The 14,281-nt window shown below is 65.2% G+C and carries 12 protein-coding genes and 1 tRNA gene; 2 read left to right on the plus strand and 11 right to left on the minus strand.

Annotation, left to right across the window (positions count from 1 at the left end; all coding sequences use genetic code 11):
* A partial coding sequence (locus F8O08_RS11000; RefSeq protein WP_225733616.1) for a hypothetical protein occupies window positions 1-201 on the minus strand: 201 nt, incomplete at its 3' end.
* A 140-nt stretch (window positions 202-341) separates the two neighbouring features.
* Here F8O08_RS11000 and F8O08_RS08620 point away from each other — a divergent pair.
* Window positions 342-773 (plus strand): organic hydroperoxide resistance protein, encoded by a 432-nt coding sequence (locus tag F8O08_RS08620; RefSeq protein ID WP_158037221.1) that lies wholly within the window; start codon window positions 342-344, stop codon window positions 771-773.
* A 178-nt stretch (window positions 774-951) separates the two neighbouring features.
* On the opposite strand, the gene F8O08_RS08625 is transcribed toward F8O08_RS08620, so the two are convergent.
* From F8O08_RS08625 to F8O08_RS08645, 5 genes are read right to left on the minus strand one after another with little or no spacing between them, the layout of a single operon-like run.
* On the minus strand, window positions 952-2,784 hold the full coding sequence (locus tag F8O08_RS08625) for an AMP-binding protein (protein ID WP_158043031.1): 1,833 nt from the start codon (window positions 2,782-2,784) through the stop codon (window positions 952-954).
* A gap of 58 nt (window positions 2,785-2,842) precedes the next feature.
* The gene (locus F8O08_RS08630) at window positions 2,843-4,147 is read right to left on the minus strand and encodes a toxic anion resistance protein (RefSeq protein ID WP_158043032.1); all 1,305 of its coding nucleotides are present in this window, start codon (window positions 4,145-4,147) and stop codon (window positions 2,843-2,845) included.
* Window positions 4,148-4,196: 49 nt separating this feature from the next.
* Window positions 4,197-4,808 carry a hypothetical protein gene (locus F8O08_RS08635; protein ID WP_192497742.1) on the minus strand — a complete coding sequence of 204 codons (612 nt, stop codon included), beginning with the start codon at window positions 4,806-4,808 and terminating at the stop codon, window positions 4,197-4,199.
* Complete coding sequence (locus F8O08_RS08640; RefSeq protein ID WP_158043034.1) at window positions 4,808-6,430, minus strand: substrate-binding and vWA domain-containing protein; 1,623 nt, start codon at window positions 6,428-6,430, stop codon at window positions 4,808-4,810. The genes F8O08_RS08635 and F8O08_RS08640 overlap by 1 nt, the downstream gene beginning before the upstream one ends.
* On the minus strand, window positions 6,427-7,533 hold the full coding sequence (locus F8O08_RS08645; RefSeq protein ID WP_158043035.1) for a hypothetical protein: 1,107 nt from the start codon (window positions 7,531-7,533) through the stop codon (window positions 6,427-6,429). The genes F8O08_RS08640 and F8O08_RS08645 overlap by 4 nt, the downstream gene beginning before the upstream one ends.
* Window positions 7,534-7,829: 296 nt before the next feature.
* Here F8O08_RS08645 and F8O08_RS08650 point away from each other — a divergent pair, with 296 nt between their 5' ends.
* Entirely contained in the window at window positions 7,830-8,381 is a 552-nt protein-coding gene (locus tag F8O08_RS08650) for an NADPH-dependent FMN reductase (protein ID WP_158037219.1), read from the plus strand.
* A 432-nt stretch (window positions 8,382-8,813) separates the two neighbouring features.
* Here the strand turns inward: F8O08_RS08650 and F8O08_RS08655 are convergent, their stop codons facing one another.
* The 5 genes from F8O08_RS08655 to F8O08_RS08675 all read right to left on the minus strand — a co-directional run bounded on the left by F8O08_RS08655 (window position 8,814) and on the right by F8O08_RS08675 (window position 14,221).
* Window positions 8,814-10,382 carry an amino acid permease gene (locus tag F8O08_RS08655; RefSeq protein ID WP_158037218.1) on the minus strand — a complete coding sequence of 523 codons (1,569 nt, stop codon included), beginning with the start codon at window positions 10,380-10,382 and terminating at the stop codon, window positions 8,814-8,816.
* A gap of 144 nt (window positions 10,383-10,526) precedes the next feature.
* On the minus strand, window positions 10,527-11,609 hold the full coding sequence (locus F8O08_RS08660) for an asparaginase domain-containing protein (protein WP_225733617.1): 1,083 nt from the start codon (window positions 11,607-11,609) through the stop codon (window positions 10,527-10,529).
* 15 nt (window positions 11,610-11,624) lie between these two features.
* A complete protein-coding gene (locus F8O08_RS08665) occupies window positions 11,625-12,602 on the minus strand; it encodes a ribose-phosphate diphosphokinase (protein WP_158030155.1) in 978 nt (325 codons plus the stop codon).
* Window positions 12,603-12,647: 45 nt separating this feature from the next.
* Window positions 12,648-14,120 carry a bifunctional UDP-N-acetylglucosamine diphosphorylase/glucosamine-1-phosphate N-acetyltransferase GlmU gene (glmU, locus tag F8O08_RS08670; RefSeq protein ID WP_158043037.1) on the minus strand — a complete coding sequence of 491 codons (1,473 nt, stop codon included), beginning with the start codon at window positions 14,118-14,120 and terminating at the stop codon, window positions 12,648-12,650.
* Between the two features lie 29 nt (window positions 14,121-14,149).
* Window positions 14,150-14,221, minus strand: a tRNA-Gln gene (locus tag F8O08_RS08675).
* Window positions 14,222-14,281: the final 60 nt, after the last annotated feature.

A 14,281-nucleotide genomic window follows, 5' to 3' on the forward strand; every position in this document is an offset into this window, starting at 1 on the left:
CCCCCGCTTGAGGCCCAGAACCCTACAGATCCCAGCACCTTTGGGGTGACAAGAAGAAACAATACCCACACCCCACCAACCACCCAAAACCACACCAACCACCCGGGCGTGTCGAACACCACCAACCACACGCACACGCACACGCACAGGCATGAGCATGAGCATGAGCATGAGCATGTGCATGAGCATGTGCATGAGCATCCAACTGAGTGTTTCCTATTCGTTCACTCGTCACTCTGGCCGCACCCGGCCTCGTGCGAGACAATGACGGCATACGCGATGGGGTCTGCCCATCGTCCCCAAGACCTGGCGTCGTCTCGATGCCGAGGGAAGGAACACCAATGCCCATCACTAAGACTCTCTACACTGCCGAGGCTCTCGCCACCGGAGACGGACGCAACGGCCACGTGCACACCACCGACGGTCAGATCGATCTCGACTTGGCCGTTCCCGTTGAGATGGGCGGAGCCGGCGGCAAAGTGAATCCCGAACTGCTCTTCGCCTCGGGCTACGCCGCCTGCTTCCACGGCGCACTGCAGCTCGTCGCCAAGAGCGAGGGCATCGCCATCCATGACACCTCGGTCGGCGCACGCGTGCACATCGGCCCCAATGGTGAAGGCGGCTTCGCTCTTGCCGTCGACCTCGAGGTGAACATCCCCGGTCTGCCCCACGACGAAGCTCAGGCGCTGGTCGAGAAGGCCCACCAGGTCTGCCCGTACAGCAACGCGACGCGAGGCAACATCCCCGTGAACGTCACCGCGACCGACGACTGACGCTCGCCGCATCGCAAGCGCACGCACAGAGGGCGCACGCCGGCATCTGCCTGGCGTGCGCCCTCTGTCTCATCCACGGCCACTTACGTGGCCTCGGCTACGGCCCAGCACTGAGTTCTGACTTCCCGCCAGTGGGTGTTCGGACTGCCGGCTGCGGGCCGTCTGCTGCCGATGCTGGCTACTTCGTCTGCTGACCCGAGCTGCGGTCGTTCTCAAGACGCTCACGCACCTCTTTGCGCAGCACCTTGCCGATCAGCGACTTCGGCAGCTCATCCCAGATGACGTACGATCGCGGAACCTTGTATTCGGCAAGGTGCTCTCGGGCGTACTCGCGCGCCGCCTGCTCGTCGAACCGCTTGGGTGAGTCGTCGAGCAGCGCAGCCGGCTTCGCTGCGGATGCCGCGTCGGTGGACGCTGTGCCGGTGGAGCCTGGGGCTTCTGCTGGGGACGGGGTCGCGCCGGCATCCGCGTACTCGGGCACGATCACGGCCGTGACGCTCTCTGCCTGCGACGTGCCCCGCCGAACGCCGACCACTGCGCACTCTGCGACACCCGGCACCTTCGAGATCACCGCTTCGACCTCGCTGGGCGACACATTGAAGCCGCCAGTGATGATGAGCTCTTTCTTGCGGTCGACGACAGTGACGAAGCCGTCGGCATCTTGCGTGACCAGGTCGCCGGTGCGCAGCCACCCGCCGTCGAGCAGGACGGCCTCGGTCTCTTCGCGGCGGTTCCAGTACCCCTGGAACACCTGTGGGCCATGGATCAACAGCTCGCCGATCTCACCGGTGTCGACTTCGCGCTTCACATCGTTCGGGTCGACCACCTTGATGTCGGTCGACGGGAACGGGATGCCGATCGTACCGGTCTTGCGTTCGTCTGAGAACGGGTTGCCGAGCGCGACCGGGCTGCATTCAGTGAGCCCGTAGCCTTCGACGAGGCGACCGCCCGCGACCGCCTCCCAGCGTTCGACGATGGCGTCGTTCAGAGTCATCGCTCCCGAGATCGCGTAGATCACGCCGCTGAGATCGAGCTTGCCGTCGCGCGCCACTCGCGCAAGCCGGTCATACATCGGGGGCACGGCCGGTATGAACGTGGCCGGATGCTTCTTCGACGCCTCGACGACGAGCGCCGGATCGAAGGTGGGAAAGAGCGTCGCCCGTGCGGCAACGTGCACGGCATAGATCACCGAGAGCAGCAGTCCGAACGCGTGGAACATCGGCAGCAGGCCGTAGATCGTCTCAGCACCCGGAGTGAAACGCGGCATCCAGGCGGCACCCTGCCTGGCATTGGCCCAGAGGTTGCCATGCGTGATCTTCGCACCCTTGGGGTCGCCGGTCGTGCCGCTGGTGTACTGCAGCACCGCAAGCGACTCGTTCGTCGGCCGCGGGTACGACGGGTCGATCGGGCCGTATTTGGCGAGCTGTTCGAAACGCTTGGTCTCGGCCGCCGGGCCGACCAGCGCCGCACGCTTCTCGCGGGCCTTCGCAACTGGCAGCCGCAGTGCGAGCCGCAGTTTGAGTGGCATTGCCCGGGTGATATCAACGGAGATGACGCGACTGGGCACGGCGGCGTCGCTCATGCTGCGCAGGGCACCGACCACTTTGGTCCAGGCGATGACGATGTCGGCCTCATGATCGAGAAACTGCTTCTCGTGCTCGCTGGCGGTGTAGAGAGGGTTGTGCTCGACCACGATCGCGCCGAGCCGCAGCACCGCATAGAACGCGATCACGTGCTGCGGGCAGTTCGGCATGATCAGTGCGACGCGGGTGCCTGCGGCAACGCCTTCGAGCCGGAGCCCCTCAGCCACCGCGTCGACCTGGGAGCGCAGTTCGGCAAAGGTGAGCTCCTGCCCGAAGAACTCGATGGCCACGCGATCGCCGAAACGGTTGGCGCTGCCTTCGAGCATGTCGTAGAGCGATCCTGCGGGCAGATCGATGTCTTTCGGCGTGCCGTCTGCATAGAAGCGGTTCCAAGCACGAGTGGCGTTGATCTCAGCAGCGGTAGTCATGCGGTCATTCTATTGGGCGAGGCTGGTGCGACTGCACGGCACGCGCATCTCGATCAGGCTATTTGCCGGTCTGGTTCACCTCTTGTGCACGCACGCGATCAAGCCGGGGCTTCGCATCGGCCAGCTGGTGTTCGAGGCTCGTGATGGTCTCGGCCATCGACTCGTTGGCGCGCTGCTTGAACGTCTCGATCTCGTCGAGCGTGGCGAAGATGTTGTCGAAGGCGCGTTCGAGGGTGGCGACGGCGACCGTGCTCGACGCCGCCTGCTCGTGCACCCGCGCGGTCTGCTGGCGCAGCAGCTGCGAGGTCTGCTCGATGGTTCGATTGGTGGTCTCGTTCACCGCGTCGATCTGATCGAGCACCAGTTTCTGGGTGTCGAGCGCCTGCGACACGATCACCGCGGTCTTCAGCGCGAAGATCGTCGTGGTCTTCGCCCGGTCGACGCCCTTGACCAGCTCGTTGTTGTTCTTGCGCACGAGCTCCATTGCCATGTAGCCCTGCACGGCGACGGCGAGCTGGGTGAGGATGTCTTGGCGCCGCTGGCGGATCTCGAAGAGCAGGTCGTTCTCGAGCGTGGTCGCCGCTTCGACATTGCCGGCCGTCTTGAGCCGTGCGGCCTCGGTGGTGACCTGCTCGTCGAGCTGCGATGCGAGGTAGGCGTATTCGTTGAGGCGCTGCATCACCGTCCACAGATCGCGCTTCTCCTGCTGCAGCGAGGCGTTGTCTTTGAGCAGTTCGTCTTGACCTGCGGTCAGCGACTTCACGATGGCGTCGAGCTGCGCCTGTGCGGTCTCGAAGCGGTGGAAATAGCGCCGGATACTTTTGCCGAACGGCAGCTTGCTGAGCACCTTGGTGAACGTGCTCTGGTCGGCACCGCGCGGCGTGAGCTCTTCGACGGTCGAACGCAGATCGGTCAGGGCTTTGGCCACCTGTGTGGTCGCGTCGGTCGAGGTGCCCTTCGAGCCGGACACCGACGAGGTGCGCTCCTGCAGCAGCCGGTTGGTGCCCGTGCCCGAGCGCACAATCTCGGCCTTCGCCAGGTTCTGCACGTCGCTGAGCTTCTGCACGAACTCGGGCGAGTTCACGTTGAACGTGGCGAGATCGGTGACGAACCCTGTGGCCTGCGTGCCGATCTCGAGCCGGCGATCGTCGCTGATCTGCGGCAGAAAGCTCGACGCGGAGCTCTGCTCGACGGCCTTGACCGCCGGTGCGGCTTCGAGCTTCAGCGGTTCGGGCTCGTCTTCGGGCGCGAGCAGCAGGGTCGGCTGCTGCACATGCGCCGCGGCTGCCGGGTGTGCCTCAGGCTGGACGTCGCCGTTCTCGGGTGTGGCAGGCTGAGTGGTGGCATCGGACTGGTCGGTCATGGTGTTCCTCCTGGATGTCGTTCGGCTGGGGCTGGTGCGGCGTCAGGCATCAGAGCTTCAGCTCGCCGCCGGTCGAGAACTTGTCGCGCAGAAACTGCAGCTGCGCGCTGATGCGCTGCTCAACGCCGCCGAAGACCTCATCCTGAATCACCTGCACCGACTGCATCAGCAGGTCGAGCTGTTCGACGGTGGTCTGCGCCGCGTGAGCCTTCGTGCGAGTCAGATAGCTGTTCGGCAGCGACAGATAGGTGTTCACTGAAGTCGGCAGGTAGTCGGCGAGCACATTGCGGATCACCGTCTTCTCATCGATGAGTCCGCGCATGTCGGTCTCCCACCGAGGCACCAGCTCGGTGATCGCGGCCAGGATCGCCTGCGCCCGATCGAAGATCTCCGGCGGCAGCGCAGAACGCTGGCGCCCCAGCTCGGCGCCGAGCGCCTGCACTCCGCGCTGCACGGCATCCTGATCATCGCCGCCGATGCTCACGCTGATCTCGCGCTGCTTCGGCGTCGAGACCAGTATGCCGCCAGCGTAGGCGATCACGGCGCCAGCGATCGACGCAATGGGGCCGGCTCCCGCGAGCGCCGCTCCGCCACCGAGCACGATCGCCGACGACACACCGATGAGGTGCGCCGGGGTGCCCAGATAGTCGAGGATGCGCATCACTGGTACCCGCGGATCTCGCTGAAGGCCTGGGTCAGGCCCTCGCCGCCGTCGAAGACACGACCGCCGGTGAGGTCGGCGACCTGCTTCATCTCGTTCTGGTCGGCTTCGCCGAAGAGCACGACGAAGGTGGGAATCGTCTGAATGCCGGAGTCGGCGCCGCGCTGCTGCTGATACCACTGCTCAAACTGATCGACGGTGACCTGGCCGTTGTTGGCTCCGTCGGTGAAGAGCACCACCGAGGTGAAGCTCTCCGGGTTGCGCGACTGCGTCTGCATGGCCAGTCGGTAGCTCTCTTCGAGTGCACTGTAGATCGCGGTGCCGCCCTGTGCGCGCAACGCGTCGATGGTCTGCGCAGCACGCTGCAGCTCGCTGGAACGATTCTGGTCGGTGAACTCGAAGGTCACCGGGTCGTCGACGCCGCTCGAGAAGGTGAGGTACTGCACCGACTCACGGTTGCGGAACGACATGAACGAGTTGTTCGGATCTTCGCTGGTCATCGTCTTCAGCGCGCGCTTGAGCTCGTCGAGTCTGGACCCGGCCATCGAGCCTGAGACGTCGATGGTGAAGACCATCTGCGAGGGCTTCTTAATGTCGGTCAGATACGTGCTGATCAGCGTCTGCACGGTGTCGAGCCGGTTGGGGAAGGGCAGCTCGAACACCTGCTGCGAGTTCACCGGGTTGGTCGAGGTGTTCCGGTGAGTGCTCTCGGCGATGCGACGCTGCACCTCGTCGCTCTGCAGCCAAGTGGTCGCCTTATCGTACAGGTCGCGCTTCTCGTCACTCGCGCCGGTCAGCAGCGTGAACGGGTAGTCAGCGGTGATGACGCCGTCAGAAGGCACCACGATGCTCAGCGGGGCGCCATCGACCTGCATACCGCGCAGCACCGACTCGTAGTTGAAGATCGCGTCGGCGTCGGCGGGCTGCTCGGTGAATTTGTCGGCCAGCCAGCCGGACGATCCCGAGGTGATCGACTGGCCCTTCGACAGCGTCACCAGCCCGGGCTTTGCCTGCGCGATGCTCTCGTTCGTCAACGCGTCGCCGGTGCCGGAGAGCGCGGTCGCCGCCTCGATCAGCGTCGAGAAGCCACTGTTCGACGAAACCGGCGAAGTCATGCCGTAGCGCAGCTCGCCGCGGTCGACCGCGTCGACGATCTGCTGCCAGGTGGGTGAGTGCTGATCCCATCCGAGCTGCTGCGCTTTCGTCTGTTTCACGCCGAGCACCACCGGCGAGTACATGATCTTGGTCTCGCGGTCGACCTGTGCGGTGGCGCCGTCGAGGAGGGCCAGATACTTGTTCGATGGGAACCACGTTGCGTCAGCCTGCCCCACGAGCCCGCCCTGAGCCACTTTCTCGGCGCCTTCTAGCGTGCCCATGTAAGTCAGGTCAAGCTGCACTCCGGTGTCTTTCTGCAGGTCGTCGAGCAGCGGCTCGAGATCTTTCACCTCGCTGCCGGCCACGACATGCAGCGTCTTGGACTCATCCGCCGAGCCTCGCCCACCACTGCTCGACGGAGTGCACGCCGCCACCGCGAGCGCCACCGTGAACGCTGCCGCGCTCGCGATGACGGCGCGGCCCAGGCGGCCACGACGTGACGCGCGGGACTTCGAGCCTCGGATCATTTGTACCCCTCCTCGATTGCGGCGATCATGCGCTCGGTCATGTCGAACGACGGAGTGTCGGCGACGTTGATGATGTCTCGCTGCACCCCGGGGATGCCTCGGTCGCGCGCGAGGTCGGCAAGACCCGAGCCGTCGGTGCGAAAGCCGTGCTCGACTGCCAGCGAACGCAACGTGCCGTCTTCGGCCAGCAGACGACCGATCTGGTCGCCCTCATCGGTGAGTGGGACGACGACGTGCTTGGAGTAGACGGTCGGGGAGAGATACGCCATCACGGCCTCCTGCGGCACCGCATCGGGGGTGTTGACGCGCGTGCCGACGTACTGCGCTTCGTAGCCGACGACCATCGGCTTCGAGCCGACGCCCTGCGTCAAATAGTCTTTGAAAGGCTCATCTGACGACGAGGCCGAGTACCCCTGCCCCACGAAGAGACGTCTGAGCGTCGGTGTGATCTTCGTCAGCTGGTCGTCTGCAGTGACGACGCTTGCGCCGTTCAGCTGGTAGCTCACGATGTCCATGTACATTGCGGCGGAGTTCGAGGTGCGAATATCAGTCGAACCGATCATCACGCTGCGCGGCGAGTTGTAGAGCTCTGCGGCACCATCGAGGTCGCGCCAGCGGGCGTCTTTCGCGACGAGGCCGAGGTAGGCCTCGACGTCAAGCTGCAGCGACCCGTCAGATGCAGTGCTCATCACGCCGTTGCGCTGCAGCAGGTCGGCGACCGGTTTCCATGTGAATACCACCATCGGAGACGAGAACGGGTCGTAGGTGTTGTGCGCGCCGGTCTTCTCGATGATCTTCTGCGCAGCAGGGGCTGATGATGGGAACGCGAAGTCGAGCTCCGACAGGTCGGTCGTCGTCGCGATCTCGCGCGAGCCCGCGGTCGAGACGTCGACCTTGAGTCCATGATCGGCGAAGACCTGCTGCACGCGCGAGTCGTTGAAGAAGTCGCGCTTCTCGGAGCCGATCACGCCGCGCACCGTGGTGAGGCTCTTGCCTGCGTACGGATCGCCTGACGTGCCGTGCCCTTCCCAAGGGCGCCAGATGCCCAACGCGATGACCACCACAGCGACCACCAACAGTATCGCGCCGAGCTTCTTCTTCATCGAGTACGACCCTCTCCCCCGGTCTGACACTGGCAAGCCTGACGGCCGGCGCGGTCGAACGGTTCGCACATCCTAATGGATGCCGACAACGGGAAAGTGAACGACCCGTGGCGGGTGCCGCAGGTACGACTGTCCTGTGGTCAGACCGACACGCCGGAGGCGCCTCGCTCTTTTAGTTGATGAGACAATAGTTATAGATTTGCGTTTAGCGCAGTGCATGCCGACGCCCAGCCGACACTGCACGCTCATGTGCCACGTTTGACCATTCATCAATTCGAAAGCAGAAAGAGACCCGAATGACTCTCAAGATCGGCTACATCGTCGGCAGCATCGCCAGCCAGTCAATCAACCGCAAGCTTGCCGAGGCCATCACGAAGCTCGACGTCGCCGACGTCGAGTTCTTCGAGATTCCGATCAAGAACTTGCCGCTGTACAGCTACGACTACGATGCGGACTACCCTGCCGAAGGCAAGGAGCTCAAGGCAGCGATCGAGGGTGCAGACGGCATCCTCATCGTCACCCCGGAGTACAACCGCTCGATTCCCGCGCCTCTGAAGAACGCCATCGACTGGTCGAGCCGCCCTTGGGGCACCAACTCGTTCAACGAGAAGGTCGTCGCAGTCGTCGGTACCTCCCCTGGTGCAGTAGGAACCGCCGCAGGACAGCAGCACCTGCGCTCGATCCTCTCATTCCTCAACACCATTCAGCTGGGTCAGCCCGAGGGCTTCATCCAGTTCACGCCGGAGCTGCTCAACGAGGCCGGCGAGTTCGCCAGCGAGAGCACCACGAAGTTCGTGACGAGCATCGTCGACGCCTTCGTGAAGCTCATTCACCGCGTCAACGACTGAGCACGGCCTGCCGCTGATTCTCAAGAGTGAGCACGGCATGCCGCTGATTCTGGACACTGAGACAGACTGCGGCTGCCCTGACAAATCGCCCTGCGTCCTCGCAAATGAGGGGCAGGGCGATTCTCTTTGCAAGAGACGCATCGACAGATCGACGGGCTGCTGTCACATATGTGCGGCTGGGCGACTCTGCCCACAGGGGGTTGCGCACGGCTTCGTCAAGAACGGCACGGTTCCGTCGAGACGGGCACGGTTCCGTCGAGATTGGCCAAGTTTGAGCGGAACCATGTACATCTGGGCGGAACCGTGCTCGTCTCGACGGAGAGATGGCTGAGCTGGGGCAAGGTCAAGTGGTGCAGCGTGCAGCGTGTTGCGTGCAGAGTGCTGCCTGATGCGTGCTGCGTGCCGCCTGCTGCGCGCGAGGCTCAGCTCGGGTCAGCCTTCAGCCTCATCGTCATGGGTCACGCGTCCCTCTACCCGGCGACGAAGCCCGACCTCGCCGGGTTCGTGAGGCAGGTTCGCGACGACCGGGAACATCCCCGTCTCACCAAGGCGCTGCTCGGCGATCGCACGCACCCGACCGCGGCAGGCAAACCAGCCGGCAACGAGCGCGGCAGCCACCACGACCATCGAGAGCATCGTGAAGGTTCCGGTCGGATAGTCGAAGCCGATCAGCACCACGACCGCAGCCAGGAACACCAGCGTGATCCAGTTCGTGTAAGGCGCACCGGGCATGCGATATTCAGGGCGCTCATAGAGACCAAGCTTCGACAGCTTGACGAAGCGCATGTTCGTGAGCGTGATGGTTCCCCAGGCAGAGATGATGCCGAAGGCCGCGAGGTTCAGCACGATCTCGAAGGCCTGGTCGGGCACGACCATGTTCAGCACGACGCCAGCGAGGGTCACGACCGATGTCAGCAGGATGCCGCCGTAGGGCACGCCCGCCTTCGACAGGCGCCCGGCGAAGGCGGGTGCGGTTCCGCCCTTAGCCATCGAGTGCAGGATGCGCCCGGTCGAATACAAGCCGGCGTTCAGCGACGAAAGGGCGGCGGTGAGGACGACCAGTTCCATGATCGGGGCAGCAGCCTCGAAGCCGACCCCGCGGAACAGGGTGACGAACGGGCTCTCGCCCGCGTGGAAGGCTGTGTACGGCAGCAGCAGCACGAGCAGCAGAACCGATCCCACATAGAACAGAGCGATGCGCATCACGACGGTGTTGATCGCCTTGGGAATCACTTTGCGCGGGTTCTCGGTCTCTCCTGCGGTGGTGCCGACCAGCTCGATGCTGGCGTAGGCGAACACCACGCCCTGCAGAATCACCAGCGCAGGCATCACGCCGTTCGGGAACATGCCGCCGTTCTCGAAGATCAGCGTCGGCCCGCGGGGTGACCCGTCGGGCATGCCGAAGATCAGGAACAGCGACCCGACCACCAAGAACGCCACCAGCGCGACGACTTTGATGAGCGCCGCCCAGAACTCCAGCTCGCCGAACACCTTCACCGAGATCATGTTCATGCCCAGCACGACGACGAGTGCGATGAGTGCGATCGACCACTGCGGCACGCCCTGCAGCCAGGGCAGCATGCCCACGTCGCCGAACCACTTCACATAGATCGCGACCGCGGTGACGTCGACGATCGATGTCGTGGCCCAGTTCACCCAATACATCCACCCGCTGAAGAAGGCCATCTTCTCGCCGTAGAACTCGCGGGCGTACGAGACGAACGACCCCGACGACGGGCGATGCACGACCAGCTCGCCGAGCGCGCGCAGAATGAGGAAGGCGAATATTCCGCAGACGGCATAGTCGATCAGCAGGGCAGGGCCGGCCTGTTCGAGTCGCCCGCCGGAGCCGAGGAAGAGCCCGGTGCCGATGGCCCCGCCGAAGCCGATCATCTGCACCTGCCGGGGCTTCAGCCCTTTCTTGAATCCGGTCTGCTCTTCGGTGCCGATGCGTCCGGCGCGCTTCTCGGCTGGCGACCAGACGTCGTCATGCTCGCTCATACTGCTCTGCTCTCAAGGTTGCCTTGTGATGGATGCTGTTGTCATGGATGTCTGTGTGGTGGCGGCGCTCAGATCGAGTCGCCCGTGTGGTCAGACCTCAGCAGGTCGTGAAACGCTGCGAGGCGATCAGGGCCGACCCGGCCGTCAACTCGCGCTCTGACCAGCCACCGCAGCGACGAAGTCGGCGGCGCCCGCGCCACAGAGGCCGCAGGCAAGGGCGACGTGCAGTGCCGCCAGCGCCGCTTCGAGGGTGAGATCGCGGCCGTCGACGACTCCAGCGGTCTGCAGCGGGGCCGCTGCGGCGTAGGCCCCCAGATGCACACCGCCGTGCCCGCTCTGACTGATGGCGACGACGGTCTGTCGGCGCGCGTGCTGACGCAGCACGTCTTCGACTCCGGGAGTCCCAGACGGCACCGCGCCCGAGCCGAAGCAGCACAGCACAGCGGCCGGCCCGTTGCCGAGCGCCGCATCGAGCTGCGCGGCGGTCACCCCTGGATACACCATGGCGACCCCGATCTCGTGCGGAGCGAACGCCCCGAACTCCAGCCGGCCTCCTGATGCGCCGTCGACAGCACCCGCAGCGGCGAACGAGTCGCGGCGGCCGTTCGTCGCGACGAAGCCCTGCGCCGAGACCGACGAAATCTTGGAGACATGCAGACCGGGCAGCAGACGGCCGCCGAACTGCACGAACACGCCGACCGCGCCCGCGGTGCCGACCTCGGGTGCCTGCGCAGACCTCGCCGCAGACGTCTGGGGCGGGGCCGCCGCAAGCGCCTGGGTCGGGGCCGCCGCAAGCGCCTGGGCTGCAGCAAGCGCATCGCGCAGGTTGGCCTCGGCGTCGGCATCGTGCGTGCCGTCGGCCCCGTACAGCGGATGCTGCGCACCGGTCAGCACCACCCGTGCCGGTCGGTCGACCTCCCGCAGCACGATCGGCACCGCGAGTGAGAGCGCAGCCGCAGTGAAGGCCAACGTGTCGGTGCCATGCAGCACGACCACGGCATCCGCACCACGTTCGATCGCGGCGACCACTGCGTCGACGATCAGCTGCCACTCGACCGGCCCCACATTGGCACTGTCGAGCAGCGGAGCGAGCTCGACGACGTCTGTGCCCTCGGGCAGCGCCCCCTCGGCGAGCAGGCGACCGACGAAATCAGGGTCGGGAACAAGACCGGCGGCGCTCTCGGACATGCCGATTGTGCCGCCGGTGTGCACCAGTGTGAGACGCACTCGCTCGAAGACGGCTCAGGCCGCGCCGTCGAACATCGACGTCACCGAACCGTCGGCGAAGACCTCGTGAATCGCCTTGGAGATCAGCGGCGCGATCGACAGCACGGTGAGCGTCGGGAAGATCTTCTCGGCCGGCAGCGGCAGCGTGTTCGTCACCACGACGCGGTCGATCTCGGGGCTGGTCAGCCGCTCGACAGCCGGGTCTGAGAACACGGCGTGCGTGGCGCCGACGACGACCTTCGCGGCTCCATGCGCCTTGAGGGCACGGGCAGCGGCGAGAATCGTGCCGCCGGTGTCGATCAGGTCGTCGACCACGAGGCAGGTGCGCCCCTGCACGTTGCCAACGATCTCGTGCGCAGTCGCCTGGTTCGGCACCAGCGGATCGCGACGTTTGTGGATGATGGCCAGCGGCGCACCCAGCTTGTCGCTCCAGGTGTCGGCGACCTTCACGCGGCCCATGTCGGGCGAGACGATGGTCAGATCGTCATGCCCGAGGGTCTCACGGAAGTGCTCGAGCAGAATCGGCTGCGCGAAGAGGTGGTCGACGGGGCCGTCGAAGAAACCCTGAATCTGCGGCGAGTGCAGGTCGACCGACATGATGCGGTCGGCGCCTGCGGCCTTGAACAGATCGGCGACGAGGCGCGCCGAGATGGGCTCGCGACCTCGGTGCTTTTTGTCCTGGCGAGCGTACGGATAGCAGGGGGCCACGACAGTGATGCGCTTGGCCGAGGCGCGCTTGAGCGCATCGACCATGATGAGCGACTCCATGAGCCACTCGTTGATCGGCGAGGTGTGCGACTGAATCACGAAGGCGTCAGACCCGCGGATGCTCTCGTCGTATCGAACGTAGATCTCGCCGTTGGCGAAGTTCAGCGCTTTGGTCGGCACCAGTTCAGTGCCGAGGTTCTTCGCGATCTCTCGGGCCAGTGCAGGGTGTGCCCTGCCGCTGACCAGAACGAGTCGCTTATGGTTGTCCGCATTAATTCCCGACACGGGATGCCCTTCTGTCGCCTGTCGCCGACTGCTGCTCGTTGTTGACTACTCGTTGCCGCTGGTGCGGCTGTTGCTCTGCTCGGCGTTCTGATCGCCGTTCAGAGCGGCCTCGGCTGCCTCCGCCGCGGCCGTTCCGGCGCGATGCTCGATAACCCAGCCCTCTTTGTTGACCTGAGGGGCCTGGGTGATCACGAGCGAACCCGCCGGGACGTCTTTGCGAATGATGGTGCCGCCGCCCGAGTAGACGCCGGCGCCGATGTGCACAGGGGCGACGAACACGTTATGCGCACCGGTGCGCACCTGTGGGCCGACCGTCGAGCGGTGCTTGTGCACGCCGTCGTAGTTCGCGAAGATCGTGCCCGCACCGATGTTCGAGCCCTCGCCGATCTCGGCGTCGCCCGCATAGCTGAGATGCGGCAGCTTGGCACCGTGGCCGATGGTGACGTTCTTCGTCTCGACGAACGTGCCGATCTTGCCCTCGTTGCCCAGAACGGTGCCCGGACGCAGGTACGAGAACGGCCCGACGTGCGCGTTCTCGCCGATGCGGGCAGAGAGCGAGTGGGTGCGGCAGACCTCGGCGCCGAAGCCGACCTCGGTATCGACCAGTGTGGTGTCCGGGCCGATCACGGCTTCGTCCTGCACGACGGTCGTGCCGCGCAGCTGGGTTCCGGGCAGCAGCGTGACGTCCTGCCCCAGTTCGACGGTCACGTCGACCCAGGTGCTCGCGGCGTCCTGAATGGTGACGCCGGCCAGGCGCCAGCGTCGGATGATGCGTCGATTGAGCTCGGTGGCGACCTCGGCCAGCTGCTCTCGATCGTTGATGCCCTGCACGAGCATCGGGTCGTCGATGACGTGGGCGGCGACGGGTCGCCCTTCGCGCACCAGCACGCCGACGGCGTCGGTGAGGTACTTCTCGTTCTGCGCATTGTCGACGCCCACCTGGGCGAGCGAGCGGCGCAGGTCGTTGGCCTGGAAGAGATAGGTGCCGGAGTTGACCTCGTCGATGAGCAGCTGCTGCTCGGTCGCGTCACGCTGTTCGACGATCGCCTCAAGGTCGCCGGATGCCGTGCGTACGACCCGGCCATAACCCGTCGGGTCTGCGATTCGTGCAGTCAGCACGCTTGCAGCCGCCCCGCTGGCACGGTGCGCGGTGATGAACTCGGCCAAGGCATCCTCGCCCAGCAACGGCACGTCACCGCTCGTGATCAGCACATCGCCGACGAACCCCTCGTCGAGCACGTCGAGACCCGCTTCGGCAGCGGCACCGGTGCCGGGGATCTCTCCCTGCTCGGCGATCTCGACGCGGCGCAGCAGTGTGCGGGCGGCCTCTTCGACGCGCTGACGCTGATGACGGACGACGAGAACCACACGCTCTGGTTCGAGCGCATCGGCTGCGGCGAGCACGTGCCCGATGAGCGGCCGACCGGCAAGCGCGTGCAGCACTTTGGGCGTCGCAGACTTCATGCGGGTTCCCTGCCCTGCCGCCAGAATGATCACTGCCAAGTTGCTGTCAGCCATTTGCCTGAGCTCCCATCGGTTCGACTGCGCTCCGCCTCCAGGATTCGAACCTGGTCTTCACAGCTCCAAAGGCTGTCGTGCTGCCGTTACACCAAGGCGGACCGGCAGCGAGACTGCCGCAGACCACTTTACTCGTGGCTGATCGTCTGCTGCCACCTCGC

This window comes from Pseudoclavibacter sp. CFCC 13611 (assembly GCF_008831225.1).
Taxonomy (GTDB): Bacteria; Actinomycetota; Actinomycetes; order Actinomycetales; family Microbacteriaceae; genus Pseudoclavibacter_A.